Raw genomic sequence first — 20,736 nt, 5'->3', positions numbered from 1 at the left:
CCGGCAAAAGCTGCTTACCTTAAGCGATCTACTCGAAAAACACCGCAATTTTGTTAAACATGGTGGGATCGGACTGGTTGCGCGCCACGTTGGTAACGTCTTCCAGCTTGTCGATCTGCGCCATCATCTGCTCCAGACGCTGGTCGTCGTTCACCAGGAGCCAGATACGGCTGTGCTCGCTGCCCTGAATCGGCAGGCAGAGGATGCCTTCCACGTTAAACGCCCGGCGGGCAAACAGCCCGCAGACGTGGGTCATGACGCCAGGGTGGTTGCGGACGGTGAGTTCCAGAATGACGTTATCATGTTGTTTCTGCATGGCTTATTCTCCCACCATCTCAGTATTTGCCGCACCCGGCGGCACCATCGGATACACTTTTTGTTCAGGGTCGATACGCACGTGGATCAGCGCCGGGCCCGGGCGCGAAATCGCCGCCTGCAGCGCCGCGTGGGCATCCTCTTCGGCGTTCAGATCGCAGGTATGCAGGCCAAAACCGGCGGCAATCTGCATAAAGTTAATCATCCCCGGATAGGTCGCGGCAAATACCCCCTGCTTGTAGAACAGGCTCTGCTGCTGGTGCACCAGCCCCAGCGCCTCGTTGTTCATCAGGATGATTTTCACGTCCAGCTGGTTTTCGGCCGCGGTCGCCATCTCCTGAATGTTCATCATCAGGCTGCCGTCGCCGGAGAAGCAGATCACCTTGCGGTCCGGATTCGCCAGCGCCGCGCCCACGGCCGCAGGCAGACCAAAGCCCATGGTGCCGAGGCCGCCGGAGGTCAGCCACTGGCGCGGACGGTTCAGCGGGTAGGCCTGGGCGGTCCACATCTGATGCTGGCCAACGTCGGTGGTAATGATCGCGCTGTCGTCCACGCAGGCGGCCACGGCGTTGATCAAGCCGTAGTGGCTCAGCGGGTCGCCTTCGGTTGGGATGGCGCCCGGGAACTCGCGCTGCAGATCGGCCACCAGCTGGCGCCAGTCGGCGCGGTCGGTCGCGTCCGTCTGCGGGATCAGCTGCGCCAGCACTTCAGCCACGTCGCCCTGAATCGCCACGTGCGGCTGCTTGATTTTACCCAGCTCGGCGCGGTCGATGTCCACGTGAATGATTTTGGCGTTCGGGCAGAACTGCTCGGTTTTGCCAATCGCCCGGTCATCAAAACGCGCGCCCATTACAATCAGCAAATCCGCCTCTTGCAGGATGTAGTTGGTGCTGCGCGCGCCGTGCATGCCCAGCATGCCGAGCGAGAGCGGGTGCGCTTTTGGCAGCATGCCGAGCGCCATCAGGGTCATGGTGGTCGGCAGGTTGGCTTTTTCAGCGAACTGGCGGATTTCATCTGCGGCGTTAATCGCCCCGCCGCCCAGATAGAGCACCGGACGTTTGGCGGCGTTAATCATGGCGGCGGCGTCGCGCACGCTCTCCGCGCTGAATTCCGGCGCGGGGGCACGGTCGCCCGGCTCCGGCAGCACGTCAATCTCGATCGCTGCGGTCTGGACATCCTTAGGAATGTCTATCCACACCGGGCCCGGGCGGCCGGACTGCGCAATGCGGAACGCATCGCTGATAACCTGAGGCAGCTCGCTGATATCGCGAACTAAATAGTTATGTTTGGTGATGGGGATAGAGATGCCGTAGGTATCCACTTCCTGGAACGCATCGGTGCCGATCATTGAGGACGGCACCTGGCCGGTAATGCAGATCAGCGGAATGGAGTCGAGGCGCGCGTCGGCGATGGCGGTCACCAGGTTGGTTGCGCCCGGGCCGCTGCAGGCCATACAGACCGCCGGTTTGCCCTGGGTACGCGCCATGCCCTGCGCGATAAAGCCCGCGCCCTGCTCGTGGCGCGCCAGCACGTGGCGGATTTTTGTGCTTTGGCTTAACGCGTCGTACAGCGGCAGCACCGTGCCGCCCGGGATGCCCGCAACTGTGGTGATGCCCTGCCGTTCCAGTAAATGAACGATCAGTTGCGCGCCGGTAAAACGCGTCGTGGTGGATGTTGTGCCCGAACTTGCCATGCTCCAGTCCTTTTCTTCTGGGCCGACGTTCCGGGGAGGGTCCTAAACGAAAAACCCCGCCCGGTTTGCGCCGGCGGGGTTTTGGATTCGTGTGTTGATCCAGTCCCTACGGCGCATTGCCGACGACCACCACCACACGCACGACGACCACTGCGGCTGGTTGCGCAGTTTTTAGTAGGGTCGAAGTGAAGATGGATGAAGTCATTGGGGACCTGTGTTTGGAATCATTGATTGAATTTATACAAACACAGGTTTTCGGGCGTGACAATGGAAATATTTTCATCTGCGCAAAAATGCGTCGGAGATCACGTTTCGTTTGTTGGGTGATGAAAACAAAAAACCCCGCCGGAGCGAGGTTATTATCAGGGTTTTGCGGTTGGTCGCCGCAGAACACACTGTGTTACGTCAACGCAAAAAGTATACGCGATCGAGGACGAACGCGCAATTCCGGCACGGATTTTGACGTTTTTGAGTATGGATCGCCTTTCGATTTTTGTCCAAAAAAAAATACTGTTCATGCATACAGTATTTATCTATACTGAGGGTGTTCGCAGTGAGCGAGGGGGCCGCAGTTTTACCGGCGCAACGAAGTCCTGGCTGAAACGGGTGGTGCCGTCAGTGCCTTAACCCCTGAAGTGAGCACACTGTGTTACGTCAATCCAGGTGCTGGCAACAGGCGGCGGAAAGGTACGCCAGCATCGTGCTCCTTTTTACCAAAAGGAGACGCGTATGAGCATCGTGGATATGGTGATACTTATCCTCAAACTCATTGTTGCTGTACTGCAACTGCTTGATGCTGCCCTGAAATTCCTTCGGTAATTCAGGTTCAAGTCGCACCTGAGAGGGGCGGGCAACCGCCCCTCTTTAATAACGAGGGAATGCTATGTCGCGTCTGTTAATTGAGCCTGTTACGCCCGATGAACCGGGCTATATCGCCCTGAAGGCGGAAAGTATCGCATTGAATTTCAACATGCTGCGCAGGCTGGAAGAGAGCTGGCAGCGGGGTGAAAACCGCTTTAACGCGCCGGGTGAAAAGCTGCTGGGGGCGTTTCTTAACGGCAAGCTGGTCGGCGTTTGCGGCCTCAACCGCGATCCGTTCAGCCAGCAGCCGCGCGCCGGGCGCATTCGCCATCTTTACGTCAGCGAGAAGTGTCGCGGGCTAGGCATCGGCAAACAGCTTTTAACCGTGGTGATGGCCGATGCCAGCATCTGGTTTGATTTCCTGAATACCCGCGCGCCGGATACCGCGTATGGGTTCTACAGCCGGGCGGGTTTCACGCTGGTCTCAGACGAACCGCGGGTGACGCACCGCCTTTTTTGTGCGGTGTAACCGGCTGGCAGCATCAGGACGTGAATGTTACAGTTGAGTGACAATTCACCACCCGATACGCCATGACCATCACCGTATTCTGCATTTTGCTGTTTGCCGCGCTGCTGCATGCCGGCTGGAACGCCATCGTTAAGGCCGGAACGGACAAGCTCTATGCCGCGATAAGCGTCAGCGGCTCCGCCACGCTGATTGCGCTGGTGTTGCTCCCCTTCTCTCCGCAGCCTTCTGCCGCAAGCTGGCCGTTTTTGATCGTCTCCTGTGCCCTACAGGTTGTGTACACCGTGCTGGTGGCGAAGACCTATCAGGTTTCCGATATGAGTCAGACCTACCCGCTGATGCGCGGCACCGCGCCGCTGCTGGTGGCGCTGATCAGCGTCCTGGCGCTTGGCGATCGTCTCTCCTGGCTCGCCTGGTCCGGCATCGGGGTCATTTGCCTGTCGATTCTGGCGATGGCGATGAACGGGCGCATGCAGTCCCGAAAAGGGATCCAGCTGGCGCTGCTGAACGCCTGTTTTATCGCCGGGTATACGCTGGTGGACGGCACCGGGGTGCGGCTCTCGGACACCGCGCTGGGCTACACGCTGTGGACCTTTTTTATGAACGGTTTTTGCCTGCTCGGCTGGGCGATGGTGGCGCGTCGGCGTGAAGCCTCCGGCTACCTGCGTCTGCACTGGAAAAAGGGGCTGCTCGGCGGCGTCGGTACCATGGGATCGTATGGCCTGGCACTGTGGGCGATGACGCAGGCACCGCTGGCCGTAGTCGCGGCGCTGCGTGAAACCTCAATTCTTTTCGGGGCGCTGATTGCCTTTGTGCTTTTAAAAGAGAAGGTTGCGGGCCTGCGCATCGCTGCGGCGCTGGGCATTGCCGGCGGCGCTATTCTCCTGCGCCTCGCATAAATCACTGGCAACATTAGTTGCCGTTTTTGTTTACAAATCCTGCCTTTTGTCGTTCATCCATTCACCACCGCAATGCTTAAATTGTCATCTCACTGTGGTAGATTCCTCGCGCATTTATGGGAATGCGTAGTTACTTATTCTTCATTTCTCTCTTTTGGCAAAAGTATTCAGCGACATGAAAAAACAAAGGAACGTTAACTTATTGTTGATGCTGGTGTTACTGGTGGCCGTCGGTCAGATGGCGCAAACCATCTACATTCCGGCGATTGCCGACATGGCAAAGGAATTAAACGTCCGCGAGGGCGCAGTACAAAGCGTAATGGCCGCCTACCTGCTGACCTACGGCGTTTCACAGCTCTTCTACGGCCCGCTTTCCGACCGCGTCGGGCGTCGCCCGGTGATCCTGGTCGGCATGAGCATATTCATGGTGGCGACGGTAATTGCCATCACCACCCATAGCCTGACCGTATTGATTGCCGCCAGCGCCCTGCAGGGCGTCGGAACCGGCGTCGGCGGGGTGATGGCGCGAACCTTACCGCGCGATATGTACCAGGGCACCCAGCTTCGTCATGCCAATAGCCTGTTGAACATGGGGATTCTGGTCAGCCCGCTGCTGGCACCGCTGATTGGCGGCCTGCTGGACACGATGTGGTCCTGGCGCGCCTGTTACGCCTTCCTGCTGGTGCTGTGCATCATTGTCACCTTCAGCATGGCGCGCTGGATGCCGGAAACGCGCCCGCAGGACGCGCCGCGCACGAAGCTTATCGCCAGCTACAAAACGCTGTTCGGCAACGGCGCGTTTACCTGTTACCTGCTGATGCTGATCGGCGGCCTGGCAGGTATAGCGGTGTTCGAAGCCTGCTCCGGCGTGCTGCTGGGCGCTGGGCTTGGCCTGAGCAGCATGGTGGTGAGTATTCTGTTTATTCTGCCTATCCCGGCGGCGTTCTTCGGCGCCTGGTTTGCCGGACGTCAGAACAAGCGTTTCTCCACCCTGATGTGGCAGGCAGTGATTAGCTGTCTGCTGGCGGGACTGATGATGTGGATCCCGGGGCTGTTTGGCGTGATGACCGTCTGGACGCTGCTCATCCCGGCTGCGCTGTTCTTCTTCGGCGCGGGAATGCTGTTCCCGCTGGCGACCAGCGGCGCGATGGAGCCGTTCCCGTTCCTCGCGGGCACGGCGGGCGCGCTGGTGGGCGGTCTGCAGAACATCGGCTCCGGCGCGCTGGCCTGGCTCTCGGCCATGATGCCGCAGACCGGGCAGGCTAGTTTGGGTTTGCTGATGACGCTGATGGGGCTGCTGATTTTGCTGTGCTGGCTGCCGCTGGCGTCGCGTGTTCCGCATCACGAGCAGCCGGTTTAACGGCATGATGGCCCGGCTTCTCGCCGGGCTTTTCGCAAACGGGCGTCATCATAGCCTGCAATAGCGGCTCCGGCGCAGGTCGCCAGGCCCCCTCTTCCCCATCGTAAAACTGGAAATCTGCGTTAAGCGCATACGGGATTTTCGCCTTTTGCAGCTCGCAGGCCATAAAGGTGGCGAAGGCTATTTGCGAGGCGGTTGGCGTGACGCGGCTTGATTCACCTACGCCCCAGCCCCCGACCCAGCTAACGTGCCCGGTTTTTTGCTGCCAGCGCAGCGCGGTATTGATGCGGTTATGGATAGCCGCTTTCTCCGCCGCCGTGCCGGACGTCCACGGGTATTTGCCGCCATTTTTCAGCGGCCCCCACGGGAAAATATGCCACTCCGCCAGCAGGTAGTTCTGGCTGTGCGCGGGTAGCTTCAGGCTGGATAAATCTTCCGGCGCGGCGCGCAGGCGTGGAGCAATGAAGATCATCCGCTGCGGGTCGATGTCGTGGATTGCCTTAATGGTTTTTTCGTACACGCGGTTTAACGACGCCAGGTTGTGGTTAAGCCTGTCGGCCGGCTCATAAATGAGATCAAAACCCAGCAGCGGGTAGCTCTGGCCGAAATAGTGCGCCACGGCAATCCACCAGTTGATTGTCTCTTTCTCATTATCGGCTTTTGGGTCGTTTTTATATTCATCTGCCTGATACGCGACGATTGGGATCACGCCATACTGCTCGCAGGCTTCCACCAGCTTGCGCAGGTGGATCAGCCGCGCTTCCGTTGGCTCACCGGCCACGCGGATGCGCACGTGGGTAATGCCTTTTGCACGAAAATCGCGTACCACCAGCGGGTCAAATTCACGGATCCCGCGCTCGGTACGCGCCCAGTCTACATCCATCCCCACACCCAACTGCTGAGCATAGCGGGCAGCCGTCATCGGCGGCTCGGCGGCAATCGCCCAGCCGGAAGAGATCAGTAATGCAGAGACAACAAAAGGCTTTAACACGGTTTACCCTGGATAAATCGAAAGCATTACCTGTATTTAGCACGCTTTTTCACATTTGGTGTAGAGCGAAAGCGTAATAATTCTTCAACCTGCCAGCTCTCTCAGCCAGCCAATAAAGGCGTCTATTTTCGGCCACTGGCGGCCAGAAAGCGTCGAAATATAGTAGTGCTGATGGCATTTCAGGGTCTTGTCACCAAACGGGGCGATCAGCTCACCCCGCTCGAGCCGTTTCTGCACCAGCCGCTTTCTGCCCATCGCCACGCCGACGTGGTTGATAGCCGCAATAATCGCTAAATCTGAACGATCGAAGCCAATGCCCGACGATGGCGGCATATTTACCGCAAAATGCTGCGCCCAGCTCAGCCACTCATCCGTGCCGGAATCGTTACTCCAGGCCTGACGGTCATGCAGCAGGGTACAGTGGCCGAGGTTATCGGGGTTTTTCAGCAGATCGTGCTCGCGGGCATACTGCGGTGAACAGACGGGCAAAATCGCCTCGTCCATCAGGAAATGATGAGAAAGATGGTTAGGCGGCGTATCGTCAAAATAGAGCGCCAGATCGACACCCGTTCGCTGCATATTGACGTAATCATTGCCGGTCAGGACGGTGAGCGAAATGGACGGGTAGCGGCGGGTAAAGTCGCCCAGCATGGGTACCAGCCAGCACTGGGCGATGGACGGCCGGGAATAGATCGTGAGCGTACCGGAGAGCGCCTGGTTTTTAATATCCAGGATCTCCTGATTCAGGGTGTCCAGCGACGATTTAAGCGTCCAGTAAACGCGCTTTCCCTCCTGCGTCAGCTCAACTTTACGGTGCGAGCGAACAAACAGCTGAATGCCGAGCTCCTCCTCCAGCAGGTTGATGCGGTGGCTCACCGCGCTGGGGCTGAGCGACAGTTCCTCCGCCGCCAGCGCGAAGGACTCATGCCGGGCGGCCACTTCAAAGGTGTACATTTTCGACAGCTGCCAGCCGTTTAACAGCCGGTTTCTGGCTTCATTTGCATCGGTCATCACAATTCTCGTGCGTGGTTTCTGCGCTCAGCATACCGTTTAAGGGTGAATTTATGTGAACCTAATGCGGATTAAGTGCGGTTTTTAGAGCACAGTCACTCAGTTGATCCAATCTGGCTCATCTGAACGCCAATTTATATCGTTTGTCAGCCCACGCCGTTTTTTCGTCCAATACCCACAGATGACATAAGGGTGAGGTGAGATATGGGATCTCAGGTCTGGGTTGTGGCAACGCTGCTGGTCAGCATTGTGTTAATTGTTTTAACCATCGTTAAGCTGAAGTTTCACCCGTTCCTCGCGCTGCTGCTGGCGAGCTTTTTCGTCGGCGCGATGATGGGAATGAGCCCGCTGGATATGGTGAACGCCATTGAGAGTGGGATTGGCGGCACGCTGGGCTTCCTGGCGGCGGTGATTGGTCTGGGCACCATTCTCGGCAAGATGATGGAGGTTTCCGGCGCGGCAGAGCGCATCGGGATTACGCTCCAGCGCTGCCGCTGGCTGTCAGCGGACGTGATTATGGTACTGGTGGGCCTGATCTGCGGCATTACGCTGTTCGTGGAGGTGGGCGTTGTGCTGCTGATCCCGCTGGCGTTTTCCATTGCCAAAAAGACCCACACGTCGCTGCTCAAGCTGGCCATTCCGCTCTGTACCGCGCTGATGGCGGTGCACTGCGTGGTGCCTCCGCACCCGGCCGCGCTGTTTGTGACCAATAAGTTAGGCGCGGACGTTGGAACGGTGATCGTCTACGGTTTGATGGTAGGCCTGATGGCGTCTCTGGTCGGCGGCCCGCTGTTCCTGAAACTGCTCGGCAATCGCCTGCCGTTTAAACCGGTTCCGGCGGAATTTTCGGACCTCAAGGTGCGGGAAGAGCACACCCTGCCGTCGCTGGGCGCCACGCTGTTCACGGTGCTGCTGCCGATTGCCCTGATGCTGGTGAAGACCATCGCCGAGCTGAATATGGCAAAAGAAGGGTCGCTGTATACGCTGCTGGAGTTTATCGGCAACCCGATCACCGCGATGTTTATCGCCGTGTTTGTCGCCTACTACCTGCTGGGGATCCGCCAGCATATGGGCATGGGGGCGATGCTCACGCACACCGAGCACGGCTTTGGCTCTATTGCGAACATTTTGCTGATCATCGGCGCGGGCGGGGCGTTCAACGCCATCCTCAAAACCAGCGGACTGGCGGACTCTCTGGCGCATATTCTTTCGAACCTGCACATGCACCCTATCCTGCTCGCCTGGCTGGTGGCGCTGGTGCTGCATGCCGCCGTCGGCTCCGCGACGGTCGCGATGATGGGCGCCACGGCGATAGTCGCGCCGATGCTGCCGCTCTACCCGAACGTTAGCCCGGAGATCATCACCATTGCCATCGGTTCCGGCGCCATTGGCTGCACGATCGTGACCGATTCTCTCTTCTGGCTGGTGAAGCAATACTGCGGCGCGACCCTGAATGAGACCTTCAAATACTATACGACGGCGACGTTTATCGCCTCGGTGCTTGCACTTGGCGGCACATTCCTGCTTTCTTTCATTATCTGAGCGCGAAGAGACGTACTATGGAAAACGCAACTATCACCACTTTAACCGCACGGTTTCCTCTGGTTGAGGATCTGATTGCCCTGAAAGAAACCACCTGGCTTAACCCGCGTACCACGACGCTGGCGAAAGGCTTGCCTTACGTCGGGCTGACCAAAGCCGACGTGGACGACGCGCACGCGCGCCTCAACCGCTTCGCGCCGTATCTGGCGAAAGCCTTTCCGGAAACGGCAGCAAAGGGCGGGATTATTGAATCCGAACTGGTCGCCATTCCGGCCATGCAGGCGCGGCTGGAGAAAGAATCCGGCAAGGTTATTCCCGGCACCCTGCTGCTGAAAAAAGACAGCCATCTGCCGATCTCCGGCTCGATTAAGGCGCGCGGCGGCATCTACGAGGTGTTGACCCACGCGGAGAAACTGGCGCTGGAGGCCGGGTTGCTGAGCACCGAAGACGACTACAGCATTCTGCTGGAGCCGCGCTTTAAGGACTTCTTCAGCCAGTACAGCATTGCGGTAGGCTCAACCGGCAACCTGGGGATGTCCATCGGCATCATGAGCGCACGCATCGGCTTTAAGGTGACGGTGCATATGTCCGCCGACGCCCGCGAGTGGAAGAAAGCGAAGCTCCGCAGCCACGGCGTCATCGTCGTGGAGTATGAGCAGGACTACGGCGTGGCGGTGGAACAGGGGCGCAAGGCGGCAGAAAGCGATCCGAACTGCTTCTTCATTGACGATGAAAACTCCCGCACCCTGTTCCTGGGCTACGCGGTGGCGGGCGAGCGCCTGAAGGCACAGTTTGCCGAGCAGGGCCGCGTGGTGGATGCGGAACACCCGCTGTACGTCTACCTGCCGTGCGGCGTCGGCGGCGGCCCCGGCGGCGTGGCGTTTGGCCTGAAGCTGGCCTTTGGCGATAACGTCCACTGTTTCTTCGCGGAACCCACGCACTCCCCGTGCATGCTGCTGGGCGTCTACACCGGCCTGCACGATGAGATTGCGGTGCAGGATCTGGGCATTGATAACGTGACGGCAGCGGACGGGCTGGCGGTCGGGCGCGCGTCCGGCTTCGTGGGCCGTGCGATGGAGCGCCTGCTGGACGGGTTCTATACGCTTTCCGATCGGAGCATGTACGACATGCTCGGCTGGCTGGCGCAGGAGGAAGGCATTCGGCTGGAACCGTCCGCGCTGGCGGGCATGGCCGGGCCGCTGCGTGTGGATTCAGATGCCGGCGTCACCCACCTGGTATGGGCAACCGGCGGCGGCATGGTGCCGGAAGACGAGATGGCGAAGTATTTAGCACAAGGCCGCTAACCGTAGGCCCGGTAAGGCGTAGCCGCCACCGGGCTTATAAGCTCACAATTTGCTGAATATGGGTCACCGCAAAGAGTAAAGACAGAGACAGCACGGCCAGGGCGATCAGGAACTTATCCCGCACCGCCTTCGGCTGCACAAAATCATCCTGCGCCACGTCCATCAGCTTACGGCTGCGGGTATAGCGCCACAAAATAAAGGCCACCAGCGCCAGCACAACAATCGAGATCCAGAACGGCATTCCCGTGCGGTGCCAGTTGTGCTTAATCGCCAGGGCAATCAGCGCGCCATACCCCAGCAGCGTGCGCAGCCAGGCGAGCGACGTCCGCTCCGGCTGCAGGCCGGGGTCCGCTTCGCGTCGCGCTTTGCGGCTATCCGCCATAGAACACCAGCACCATCACCACGCCCGCCACCGCCAGCAGGATCGCGCTGATGATGAGCAGCCCGCGCGTGTAGGGCAGATCCAGCTTCAGGCGCATTGCCTTCTCGTTGCGCAGCCAGCGCAGGTAGCCGTAAATCGCCAGCACGCCCGCGAACAGGCACAGCAGCAGCGCCAGCACCTCGCGAATCAGCGGCGTGGCGAAATCAGGCGCGAGCTGATCGAGCCCCACCCCGGCGGCAAGAAAGCCCAGCGCGGTGCGGATCCACGCTAAAAACGTGCGTTCATTAGCCAGAGAGAAGCGGTAGTCCGGCGCTTCGCCGAGGCGGGAAATTTTCATGGAGGTTCCTTGTCGTGCTGCAGGCAGGCTTCAGCATAGCGTAAATCGACAAGGACAAGGAGACCGGCATCGGGCGATGCCGGTCAGGAAGGTTAGTGCAGTTCCGGCCAGTAGTCCTTGTTGGCCTCGATCAGGTCATCCAGAATCGCTTTCGCGACGGACGCGCTCGGCACGGTTTTCGACAGGGTAATCGCCTGCCAGAGTTTCTTGTACGAGCGCTGCTCCCAGGCGTCCACAACCAGTTTTTCCACCGCCACCTGCTGGCTCATCAGCCCTTTCTGGAAGTGCGGAATATCGCCCACCGTGAGCGGCTCCGGTCCGTTATGGCCCACCAGGCACGGAATTTCCACCATCGCATCGGCATCAAAGTTATGAATGGCCCCGTTATTTGGCACGATCAGCAGCATGCGTTCCTGGGTATTGAAGGCAATCGCGGTCGCCAGATCGACGATGTACGACGCGTGTTCGTCGATTTCCAGTTCCCCGGCTGAGGATTTTCCCGCCTCGATAATCGCCCGACAGGAACTGAACACGTTCTTCTCACGGTGATCCATGACTTCATTGGCGCGGGTGCGTTCCGGGTTGGAATGCGCGACCACGTAGTCCGGGAACAGGTAGTATTTCAGGTAGGTGTTCGGCATGGTGTCCGGATCCAGCGCCTGCACGTCTTTTGCTTTAGCGAACGTATCGTTCCAGCTCGCTTCGGTATGGGCGTCTTCCGAAGGCGGAACATAGCCGTTTTTCGCCACGTATTCGCGCAGTTTCGGCATCAGATCGTTGCCGTTCAGGTCTTCAATCGAGGTCCACCAGCCGAAGTGGTTCAGGCCGTAGTAGCGCACGCGCATCTCTTTACGGCTGTTCAGGCCGACAATCTGCGCCATGCGCCCTTCAATGCCGATCGGCATATCGCAGATGTTGAGGATTTTGGCGTTCGGGCGCAGACGGCGCGTGGCTTCTGCGACAATCGCCGCCGGGTTGGAGTAGTTCAGCATCCACGCGTTCGGGGAGTACTGCTCCATATAGTCAACGAGCTCCAGCACGCCGCCGATAGAGCGCATGCCGTAGGAGATGCCGCCCGGCCCGCAGGTTTCCTGGCCCAGCACGCCGTGGCGCAGCGGGATTTTTTCATCCTTTTCACGCATCGGGTATTTGCCCACGCGGATATGCGCCATCACGAAGTCGACATCGGTAAACGCCGCTTTCGGATCGGTGGTGTAGCTGAACTCAATCTCCGGGGCCTGCTCCTTAAGGATGATTTTGCACGCTTCGGCGATGGTCTCCTGACGCGCGCCGTCGTTGTCATAGAACTTCAGGGCGCGAAGCGGGAAACGGTCACGGTTGGCTAACAGCATCAGGACGATACCAGGCGTAAAGGTGCTGCCGCCGCCGGCAATGACAACTGAGAATTTTTTCATGATATAGCCTCTGTCAGGGTGGTTTGTTCATTCGATAAAGGGGTTTTCATCAGCGATTCCAGCTGGTCGCGCACCTGAGGAACGTGCAGGCCAACTATCACCTGAATGCCGTTGCCGCGTCGCACCACGCCGTGGGCGCCGAGGGCTTTGAAGACGTCATCGCTTTGCGTTTTGGCCATATCGACCAGGGCGATACGCAGGCGGGTAGCACAGTTGTTGATGCTTTCGATGTTGGCCGCGCCGCCGAGCGCCTGCAGGAATCCGGCGGCCTGTCCGACCTGCTGGCTGGCCGCCGCCGGGGCGGTGGTTTGCCCGCGCGCCGCCTTATAGTCGGCCTTGCTGTAGAGCTTGATTTCGCTCTCCTCCCGGCCCGGCGTTTTGAGGTTCAGACGCACGATCAGCGTTTTGAAGACCACGAAGTAGAGGCCGGTAAAGCAGATGCCGATGCCGATTTGGGTAAAGACCGTTGAGGCGTGGTTGTGGAACATCGGGATCCAGTTTTGCGGCAGGAACTGGTCCAGCAGGCCGCCGCCCATGTTCCCGACCACGCCGAAGGCGTACATCACCGTTGCCATGGTGGCCGCCAGCACGGCGTGAACGGCAAACAGCAGCGGTGAGATAAACAGGAAGGTGAATTCAAGCGGTTCAGTAATGCCCACCAGCACCGCGGTGAGCGTGGCCGGTATCAGCAGGCCCGCCACCTTGACGCGGTTTTCCGGCGACGCGGTGTACCAGATCGCCAGCGCAATCCCGACCGAGCCAAACACTTTTGAATTGCCGTGCAGCGCGAACCCGCCTTCCGGGAAGAGGGTTTTCAGCGGCAGGGTGCTCTGGCTGAATTCCTGCAGATGCTGCGCCCAGTAGACCTGAATTCCGCCCTCAACCGCCGCCGGGCCGAAGATGAACGGGCCGTAGACGAAGTGGTGCAATCCGGTTGGGATCAGAATGCGTTCCAGGAAGGTATACACCCACACGCCCAGCGCCCCGGCGGAGCGCAGGAACGCCTGCAGGGACTCAATGCCCATCTGCACTTTCGGCCAGCCCAGCAGCGTCAGCCAGGCGCAGGGGATCATGACGAAAAACGCGAGGATAACAACGAAGGAGCTTCCCTGGAAAATCCCCAGGAAAACCGGCAGCGGCTTGTCGAAATAGCGGTTGTGGATGGCGGTCACGATGCCCGAAATCACGATGGCGCCGATGATGCTGGTATCAAGCGTTTTGATGCCGGCAATCATCGCCAGCCCGCTTCCCGCCGTCGGTTCGGCGGAGAAGTCGACGCCAAAGAAGTGGCCCCAGGTCATCCCCATCGCGTTGATGAAGTAGTTCCAGGTCAGAAAGCTAATCAGCACCGCCAGACAGGCGCGGCCCTGCGCCTGCTTCGCCAGGCCAATCGGCAGGCCCACGGCAAAAATCAGCGGCATATTGCGAAACACCGCCCAGCCGCCCTCTTCAATGATGTGAACGATCTGCGCGAAAAGATGATCGGGGGCCGTTAAGGCTTCGCCGACAAACAGCGGATTGCGAAGCATGATGGCGATTCCCACCACGATCCCGGCGAAGGGGAACAGCAACACCGGGGTAAACATGGCACCGCCGAAACGTTGTATTTGACTGAGCATTTTTAAATCCTCATGAAACAACCTGTAGGGGTAGAGGCCTTTATGGTTTTTTGCTGGCCTGAGGTGAGCATAAGAACTTACTGATGCGCGAACATGGCGTGCCGCTGCGATTCGTGATCGCATTCATGGTTTTATTTTGACCAATCAGGTCTACTTTTCGTTGTAAATATGGACATGTTAAGACGTAACCGACGCCATAATGGGGGCAGAGAGGTCTACTGGTGATCTACAAATCTATCGCCGACAGATTGCGGCTGCGGCTGAATTCGTCGGACTACAACATCGGCAGCCCGCTGCCCGGTGAGAAGGCTTTGGCACAGGAGTTCGGCGTGGCGCGCATGACCATTCGCAAGGCGCTGGATCTCCTCGTGGGCTGGGGGCTGGTTGAACGGCGGCACGGGAGCGGAACGTTTGTGTCACGCAAAGACGTTCACCACGAAACCACCAACCTGACCGGGCTGGTGGAGGTGCTGCGCCAGCAGGGAAAAGAGGTGCAGAGCAAGGTGCTGCAGTTCGAAGTGATGCCCGCCCCGCCCGCCATCGCCAGCCAGCTGCGGATTCAGGTGGATGAGCGGATCTACTTTTCCCGACGGGTGCGCTACGTGGACGGAAAGCCGCTGATGCTGGAGGACAGCTTTATGCCGGTGAAGCTGTTTCGCAATCTGTCGCTGGCGCATCTGGAAGGGTCAAAGTTTGATTACATCGAGAAGGAGTGCGGGATCACCATCAGCGGCAACTATGAGAGCCTGACGCCGGTGCTGGCCGATAAGCAGCTGGCGGGTTATATGAACCTGCCGGAACAGACGCCGCTGCTGCGTATCACCTCCCTTTCCTACAGCGACAGCGGCGAGTTCCTCAATTATTCCGTGATGTTCCGAAATTCCAGCGATTATCAGGTGGACTACCATCTGCGGCGCATCCACCCGGACGACCTGCTAGCCCATCCCCCAGAACAGCACCGCCAGTAGCTGCGGGGTGATGATGCGCAGGAACATCACCAGCGGGTAGACGGTAGCATAGGAGAGCGCCGCCGCGCCGCTGGTGGTGTGCAGGTTGTTGGCAAAGGCCAGCGCGGGCGGATCGGTCATGGAGCCCGCCAGCATCCCGCATAGCGTCAGGTAGTTCATTTTGGCGAACATCCGCGCCAGAATGCCCACCGTCAGCAGAGGAATCGCGGTGATAAATATGCCGTAGCCGACCCAGCTCAACCCTTCGCCTTTGACCAGCGTATCGACAAAATCCCCGCCGGATTTTAGCCCGACCACCGCCAGGAACAGCACGATGCCCAGCTCGCGCAGCGCCAGGTTGGCGCTCGGCGGCATAAACCAGTAGAGCTTACCGATGCAGCCGATGCGCCCGAGGATCAGCGCCATAATCAGCGGCCCGCCCGCCAGGCCCAGCTTGAGCGCCACCGGGAAGCCCGGCACGTACAGCGGAATAGAGCCGAGCAGCACGCCGAGCCCGATGCCGATAAACACGGGCAGCATCTGCACCTGCTGCAGTTTTTGCTGGGCGTTACCCACCATATCCGCCACGGCGTCGATGGACGACGGGCGGCCAACCAGGTTGAGGATATCCCCGAACTGCAGGCTGGCCTCCGGGCTGGCGACCAGCTCGACACCCGCACGGTTGAGGCGGGAGATCACCACGTCATAGCGCTCTTTTACCTGCAAATCGCGTATTTTCTTGCCCAGCACGTGCTCGTTCGTCACCACAACGCGCTCAACGCGCATATCGGTGCCGCGGGTTGAGAGCGAAGTATCCACTTCCTGGCCAATCACCAGCCGCGCGTTGTTTAAGTCCCCCGGCTGGCCGACCAGGTGCAGCAGATCGCCCTGCTGAATAACGGTGCCGGGCGCGGGCACCATCAGCATATCGTCACGCTTGAGGCGGGAGCAGATGATATTGGCGCTGTTCAGGATCGGCACGTCCTGAATCGCCATATTGTTCAGGTTAGGGTTATCGACCCGAATGTTGATGGTTTTGATCGGCATATGGCCGTTGGTAAGCGTGGTTTCGTGGTCTTTCGCCTCTTTGTCGACGTTAATGCGAAACAGGACGCGCACCAGCCACATGGAGAGAAGAATGCCGCAAATCCCAAACGGATAGGCCATGGCGTAGCTCATCCCCATCTGGTCGACAATGCCGGGTTCTATGCCCAAATCGCGCAGGATTTGCTGCCCGGCACCGAGCGCGGGCGTGTTAGTGACCGCCCCGGAGAAAATGCCCAGCACCACGGGCAGCGGGATATCGAAGATTTTATGCAGAATGGCGGTGACCAGCCCGCCCATCACCACAATGCCGAGAGCAAACAGGTTAAGCCGTAATCCGGAGACACGAAGAGAGGCGAAAAACCCCGGGCCCACCTGAATACCGATGGTATAAACGAAGAGGATCAGGCCGAACTCCTGCGTAAAGTGCAGCATTTCGGCGCTGAGGACCAGCCCGAGCTTGTCGGCAAAGTGCCCGACAAAAATGCCGCCAAACAGCACCCCGCCTATCCCAAACCCGACGCCGCGGATTTTGATATTCCCTATCCACAGGCCAACAACAGCGACCAGGGCCAACACGCTGACGGTTAACGCGATATCACTCATGATCCACTCCCTGCCCATAACCTTAGTTATACCAGGGATTCTCTCAGAGCCGTGGGGCGTTGTATGGGCGATGGCGCACAAAAAAGCCCTGCCGGGGCAGGGCCTTATCTTTTCACCCTCTCCCTGAGGGAGAGGGCCGGGGTGAGGGCACCAGCCCGCACACGATTAACTGTTTAACGCTGGCCGGTCGCTAATGGCGATACGCTGCGGCGCGATGGCTTCCGGCACGTTACGGGTCAGGTCAATATGCAGCAGCCCGTTGGTAAAGGTTGCGCCGGAGACGTCCATATGGTCTGCCAGGGTAAAGCTCAGGCTAAACGGCTGATTAACCAGCCCCTGGTGCAGCCATTTGGTTTCGGTCTCTTGTTTTTCCGGCGTACCTTTCACGGTCAGACGCGTGCCTTCGAGCTGGATATCCAGATCGTCCTGGCGGAAGCCGGCCAGCGCGAGGGTGATGCGATAGTGGTTATCGTCGCTTTTTTCGATGTTGTACGGCGGAAACGTCTGTTGCTCGGTGGTGCTTTGCAGGGCGTTAGCCAGTTTGTCAAAACCAATCCACTGACGCAGCAGGGGGGATAAATCGTAGTTACGCATACTAAATCTCCTTCTGAGAAGCGAGTTCGGCACAGTTTAATTTTGTGCGCAGTTGTTCCTGCAAATCCGGATGGATTCGCATATGCTCCCGTTACGGCAAGCAAGTCTGTGTGGGCCGCGTTTGCGACCCGCATAATTAGTTAATTTCGATACGGCGCGGTTTTTTCTCTTCCGGAATCACGCGTTCCAGTTCGATAAACAGCAGGCCGTTAACCAGGTTCGCGCCCTTGACGTGAATGTTCTCGGCTAACTGGAACTTGCGTTCAAAGTTGCGCTCGGCGATGCCCTGGTAGAGGTAGGTACGTTCTTTCTGCTCGGCCGTATGGGAACCTTTCACCACCAGCAGGTTGTCCTGCGCGGTGATCTCCAGTTCGTTTTCTGCAAAACCGGCGACGGCAATGGCGATGCGGTAGTGGTTTTCGTCAACCAGCTCAACATTGTATGGAGGGTAGCCGTTGCTCTGGCTTTGGTTATTTTCTAAATGGTTAAACAGGCGGTCAAAACCAATTGCAGAACGGTATAGCGGAGAAAGATCGAAGTTACGCATAAATAAAACTCCTGAAATCAGCGAGAAATTGCAGCCTTCCACCATGGACAGGCCTTGCGACCCCGAAAACCCATCAGGCGAGTTCGTTATCGGGTCGTATTCTTAAAATGGGTCTGCAACCGCGCTTTTCAAGGCCATTTATGTGAGATTTTTTTGCACTTTGCTGGTTGTCGCATAGACTCTGGGACAACAGCACAAAGGGTTAAATTGCGATGGCTGCCACAGTGCGGGGTTATCGGGCTATCCATTTGGGATAAGGCTCGCTATAACCCTGAGTTGCAGGTCTATGCAGTGCCATTAACGATGACTGAGTGATGATGAAAAATGTTCTGATAAAGCTGACGACGTTCAGCGGGGTAGTTTTACTTTGCGGGTGTTCGAGCGTGATGTCTCACACCGGCGGTAAAGAAGGAACATATCCGGGGACGCGCGCCAGCGCGGCGATGATCTCCGATGACGATACAAACTGGGGCACCAAATCCCTGGTTATCCTGGATATGCCCTTTACGGCCGTGGCGGATACGGTTCTGCTGCCGTGGGATATGTTTCGTAAGGACAGCTCCGTGCGCTCACGGGTAGAGAAAAGCGAGCAGGAAAATCTGGCGACAAACGCCGTCATCCCGCCCGCAAACCTGCCTCCACGCTAGTTCTGTGCGGTTTCCGTTACCCAAAGCTGACGGAAACCGCTCGTCTCTTCCATCCACGCAATAAAGCGCCCGTCCGGGGAAAACACGACCGCATCCGCAGACGGCGGATTGCCGCGATCGGACGTCAAAAACGTCACTTCTCCGGTCCGTGCGTCGCAACAGGCGATCCGGTTTTCGAGCACAAACCCCAGACGGTCACCCGCCGGATGCCAGTTAAACGCAGACTGAATACCGCTCGCGGTCTGCGTCAGCTGGCGCGGCTCGCCGCCATCAGGCGAGATCAGCCACAGCTGCACAATGCCGTTATCATCACGCATCAGAAACGCGATCTGCGTTCCCTGCGGATTGCTGCGAACCCAGTGGCGCGGCACGTTCACCAGGCCCGGATAGCGATTGTGATGCGTGAAGGTTAACCGACGCTGCATCACGCCCGCTGGCGGCGCAGGCAGCGTTTCTGGCGTGCCCTGTAGCGGCGCATCGCCCGCACGCTTCCAGCCCTGTTCGTCTTCAGGCAGGTCCACGATAAACAGTTCCGGTATTTTTTCGCCCTTCGTAGAGAGAGTATCCCCGATAAACGCCAGCCTGCTGTTGCCCACCCAGCCCTCTTCGTAGGCGCGGTTAATCTCGTCGCTGCCCGGCTCTGGCGTTGGCGTTGTGCGGCTGACCAGCACGCTCCAGTAAGCCCCCGGATATTCACGCGGATGGTTCCCCTGTGGATTCACCGGGCCGAAAGGCGCCGCCACGCCAACGTTGCGTAAATCAAGCTTTGGATCGCGCATATGCAAGACATGGTCGTTATAGGTAAAGCTGACGAGCTGCCCGTTTGGGCTGAAGACATGGACGTGGCTGCCGCCGCGCAGCGCGCCGGCGGTGTAAGGCGCGGTGATATCCATCGCGTCCAGGTTGCTCACCTGGCCTTGATGCACAATCACCCCCTGGCGATGGTGAAAATCGTAGCGCCAGTCCGCATCCGGGTTTTTGGGGCTGTGGATAAAAACGTATTTCTCTTGTGCAGGATGAACGGTCACCACGCCAACGTGCGCACCGTCGGTGGCGCGATAAATCACCTCAACCTCCCCCGTACCGACGTTCACCCGTTCGATGGTTTCACCGGTAAACGACGCACCAGACGGGCGCACGTCATAGACCAGCCACTGGCTGTCCGGCGTCCAGGTATTGATGTTGGTTAGCTGGTGGTTGCGGGAAGCGAAGGTGATTTGTTTCATGAGGATACCCTGATGCGCAGTTATCGCATCAGGGTATAGCAAGCGGGTGATTAGTTCAGCACAAACTTCTCGATGGCGTACGCCACGCCGTCTTCCAGATTGGATTTAGTGACGAAGTTTGCCACGTCTTTCACCGACGGGATCGCGTTATCCATCGCCACGCCCATACCGGCGAATTCAATCATCGCGATGTCGTTCTCCTGGTCGCCCAGCGCCATGATCTCCTCAGGTTTAATACCCAGCGCGTCGGCCAGCGATTTCACGCCCGTGCCTTTATTGACGCGTTTATCGAGGATTTCGAGGAAGTACGGCGCGCTTTTCAGCACGGTGTACTTCTCTTTGACCTCTGCCGGAATGCGCGCGATGGCTTTATCCAGTATCTCCGGCTCGTCGATCATCATCACTTTCAGGAACTGCGTCGCCGGGTCCATTTTCTCCGCTTCACAGAACACCAGCGGAATGGTCGCAACGTAAGATTCATGTACCGTGTAGTAGCTGATATCGCGGTTGGCGGTATAGAGCGTATTGCGATCGAGCGCGTGGAAGTGGGAACCCACTTCACGGGACAGCTTTTCCAGGAACAGATAGTCATCGTAGCTCAGCGCGGTTTGCGCAACCGTGCTGCCATCCGCGGCTTTCTGCACCAGCGCGCCGTTATAGGTGATGCAGTAGTCGCCAGGCTGGTTCATGTGCAGCTCTTTCAGGTAGCTGTGCACACCCGCATACGGACGTCCGGTGGTCAGCACCACATTCACGCCCTTCGCGCGTGCCGCGGCGATCGCGTTCTTAACGGCTGGAGAGATAGTGTGGTCTGGCAGCAGCAGCGTGCCGTCCATGTCGATTGCAATGAGTTTGATAGCCATGAGTTCCCCGGGATAAATGAGTGCTACTTCATGCTAACGCGATTCCGCTCAAAAAACAGCAGATTAA

The 20,736-nt window shown here is 58.5% G+C and carries 22 protein-coding genes and 1 other annotated feature; of the genes, 8 read left to right on the top strand and 14 right to left on the bottom strand.

From position 1 onward, the window contains the following. Positions 1 to 28: 28 nt before the first annotated feature. From ilvN to ivbL, 3 genes are all read right to left on the bottom strand, one after another. A complete protein-coding gene (gene ilvN, locus FY206_RS00160; RefSeq protein ID WP_008500144.1) occupies positions 29 to 316 on the bottom strand; it encodes an acetolactate synthase small subunit in 288 nt (95 codons plus the stop codon). 3 nt (positions 317 to 319) lie between these two features. Further along, a complete protein-coding gene (gene ilvB / locus FY206_RS00155; RefSeq protein WP_032644222.1) occupies positions 320 to 2,008 on the bottom strand; it encodes an acetolactate synthase large subunit in 1,689 nt (562 codons plus the stop codon). Positions 2,009 to 2,114: 106 nt separating this feature from the next. Continuing rightward, entirely contained in the window at positions 2,115 to 2,213 is a 99-nt protein-coding gene (gene ivbL, locus FY206_RS00150) for an ilvB operon leader peptide IvbL (RefSeq protein ID WP_057979964.1), read from the bottom strand. A 524-nt stretch (positions 2,214 to 2,737) separates the two neighbouring features. Here ivbL and tisB point away from each other — a divergent pair. The 4 genes from tisB (at position 2,738) to emrD (ending at position 5,594) form a co-directional block, all read left to right on the top strand. After that, entirely contained in the window at positions 2,738 to 2,827 is a 90-nt protein-coding gene (gene tisB / locus FY206_RS00145; protein ID WP_072001249.1) for a type I toxin-antitoxin system toxin TisB, read from the top strand. A gap of 64 nt (positions 2,828 to 2,891) precedes the next feature. Then, positions 2,892 to 3,338: a GNAT family N-acetyltransferase gene (locus FY206_RS00140; RefSeq protein ID WP_032644224.1), complete on the top strand. Its 447-nt coding sequence runs from the start codon at positions 2,892 to 2,894 to the stop codon at positions 3,336 to 3,338. Between the two features lie 62 nt (positions 3,339 to 3,400). Continuing rightward, positions 3,401 to 4,234 (top strand): EamA family transporter, encoded by an 834-nt coding sequence (locus FY206_RS00135; RefSeq protein WP_032644225.1) that lies wholly within the window; start codon positions 3,401 to 3,403, stop codon positions 4,232 to 4,234. A 175-nt stretch (positions 4,235 to 4,409) separates the two neighbouring features. After that, complete coding sequence (emrD, locus tag FY206_RS00130; RefSeq protein ID WP_032644514.1) at positions 4,410 to 5,594, top strand: multidrug efflux MFS transporter EmrD; 1,185 nt, start codon at positions 4,410 to 4,412, stop codon at positions 5,592 to 5,594. Here the strand turns inward: emrD and FY206_RS00125 are convergent. Together FY206_RS00125 and dsdC are read right to left on the bottom strand one after the other, a co-directional pair. Next, positions 5,497 to 6,585, bottom strand: a complete 1,089-nt coding sequence (locus tag FY206_RS00125) for a cellulase family glycosylhydrolase (RefSeq protein WP_045890420.1) — start codon at positions 6,583 to 6,585, stop codon at positions 5,497 to 5,499. The genes emrD and FY206_RS00125 overlap by 98 nt on opposite strands. 84 nt (positions 6,586 to 6,669) lie before the next feature. After that, on the bottom strand, positions 6,670 to 7,596 hold the full coding sequence (gene dsdC, locus FY206_RS00120; RefSeq protein WP_032644227.1) for a DNA-binding transcriptional regulator DsdC: 927 nt from the start codon (positions 7,594 to 7,596) through the stop codon (positions 6,670 to 6,672). 204 nt (positions 7,597 to 7,800) lie between these two features. Between dsdC and dsdX the strand changes: the two genes are divergently transcribed. Together dsdX and dsdA are read left to right on the top strand one after the other, a co-directional pair. Continuing rightward, positions 7,801 to 9,138, top strand: a complete 1,338-nt coding sequence (dsdX, locus tag FY206_RS00115) for a D-serine transporter DsdX (RefSeq protein WP_032644228.1) — start codon at positions 7,801 to 7,803, stop codon at positions 9,136 to 9,138. A 17-nt stretch (positions 9,139 to 9,155) separates the two neighbouring features. Beyond that, positions 9,156 to 10,442: a D-serine ammonia-lyase gene (gene dsdA, locus FY206_RS00110; protein ID WP_032644229.1), complete on the top strand. Its 1,287-nt coding sequence runs from the start codon at positions 9,156 to 9,158 to the stop codon at positions 10,440 to 10,442. Between the two features lie 34 nt (positions 10,443 to 10,476). On the opposite strand, the gene FY206_RS00105 is transcribed toward dsdA, so the two are convergent. The 4 genes from FY206_RS00105 to FY206_RS00090 form a co-directional block, all read right to left on the bottom strand. Next, positions 10,477 to 10,824, bottom strand: a complete 348-nt coding sequence (locus FY206_RS00105) for a DUF202 domain-containing protein (RefSeq protein ID WP_032644230.1) — start codon at positions 10,822 to 10,824, stop codon at positions 10,477 to 10,479. Continuing rightward, positions 10,814 to 11,161: a YidH family protein gene (locus FY206_RS00100; RefSeq protein WP_032644231.1), complete on the bottom strand. Its 348-nt coding sequence runs from the start codon at positions 11,159 to 11,161 to the stop codon at positions 10,814 to 10,816. Before FY206_RS00100 ends, FY206_RS00105 begins: the two co-directional genes overlap by 11 nt. A 92-nt stretch (positions 11,162 to 11,253) precedes the next feature. Then, positions 11,254 to 12,576 carry a 6-phospho-alpha-glucosidase gene (locus tag FY206_RS00095; protein ID WP_032644232.1) on the bottom strand — a complete coding sequence of 441 codons (1,323 nt, stop codon included), beginning with the start codon at positions 12,574 to 12,576 and terminating at the stop codon, positions 11,254 to 11,256. Next, positions 12,573 to 14,195 carry an alpha-glucoside-specific PTS transporter subunit IIBC gene (locus tag FY206_RS00090; protein ID WP_032644233.1) on the bottom strand — a complete coding sequence of 541 codons (1,623 nt, stop codon included), beginning with the start codon at positions 14,193 to 14,195 and terminating at the stop codon, positions 12,573 to 12,575. Before FY206_RS00090 ends, FY206_RS00095 begins: the two co-directional genes overlap by 4 nt. A gap of 221 nt (positions 14,196 to 14,416) precedes the next feature. On the opposite strand from FY206_RS00090, the gene FY206_RS00085 reads away from it, so the two are divergent. Further along, positions 14,417 to 15,163, top strand: a complete 747-nt coding sequence (locus FY206_RS00085) for a GntR family transcriptional regulator (protein WP_077064361.1) — start codon at positions 14,417 to 14,419, stop codon at positions 15,161 to 15,163. Here FY206_RS00085 and FY206_RS00080 read toward each other — a convergent pair. From FY206_RS00080 to ibpA, 3 genes are all read right to left on the bottom strand, one after another. Further along, positions 15,131 to 16,792 carry a putative transporter gene (locus FY206_RS00080; protein ID WP_032644235.1) on the bottom strand — a complete coding sequence of 554 codons (1,662 nt, stop codon included), beginning with the start codon at positions 16,790 to 16,792 and terminating at the stop codon, positions 15,131 to 15,133. The two genes, FY206_RS00085 and FY206_RS00080, sit on opposite strands and share 33 nt — an antisense overlap. A gap of 165 nt (positions 16,793 to 16,957) precedes the next feature. Next, on the bottom strand, positions 16,958 to 17,386 hold the full coding sequence (gene ibpB / locus FY206_RS00075; protein WP_032644236.1) for a small heat shock chaperone IbpB: 429 nt from the start codon (positions 17,384 to 17,386) through the stop codon (positions 16,958 to 16,960). Positions 17,387 to 17,522: 136 nt separating this feature from the next. Beyond that, positions 17,523 to 17,933, bottom strand: coding sequence for a small heat shock chaperone IbpA (gene ibpA / locus FY206_RS00070; RefSeq protein WP_008500162.1), 411 nt, complete (start codon positions 17,931 to 17,933; stop codon positions 17,523 to 17,525). Beyond that, positions 17,927 to 17,998: a sequence feature (ROSE (Repression Of Heat Shock gene Expression) occurs in the 5'-region of heat shock genes and acts as an RNA thermometer to modulate expression.), on the bottom strand. Its footprint overlaps the gene before it by 7 nt. 249 nt (positions 17,999 to 18,247) lie before the next feature. Between ibpA and FY206_RS00065 the strand changes: the two genes are divergently transcribed. Then, positions 18,248 to 18,580 (top strand): YceK/YidQ family lipoprotein, encoded by a 333-nt coding sequence (locus tag FY206_RS00065; protein ID WP_032644237.1) that lies wholly within the window; start codon positions 18,248 to 18,250, stop codon positions 18,578 to 18,580. Here FY206_RS00065 and FY206_RS00060 read toward each other — a convergent pair. After that, on the bottom strand, positions 18,577 to 19,806 hold the full coding sequence (locus FY206_RS00060; RefSeq protein WP_045890423.1) for a YidR family protein: 1,230 nt from the start codon (positions 19,804 to 19,806) through the stop codon (positions 18,577 to 18,579). The two genes, FY206_RS00065 and FY206_RS00060, sit on opposite strands and share 4 nt — an antisense overlap. 50 nt (positions 19,807 to 19,856) lie before the next feature. Beyond that, positions 19,857 to 20,669 carry a sugar-phosphatase gene (gene yidA / locus FY206_RS00055; protein WP_032644239.1) on the bottom strand — a complete coding sequence of 271 codons (813 nt, stop codon included), beginning with the start codon at positions 20,667 to 20,669 and terminating at the stop codon, positions 19,857 to 19,859. Positions 20,670 to 20,736 lie beyond the last annotated feature (67 nt).

It is taken from the genome of Enterobacter chengduensis, from assembly GCF_001984825.2.
Taxonomy (GTDB): Bacteria; Pseudomonadota; Gammaproteobacteria; order Enterobacterales; family Enterobacteriaceae; genus Enterobacter; species Enterobacter chengduensis.
This window is presented reverse-complemented; position numbering and strand designations above follow the sequence as displayed.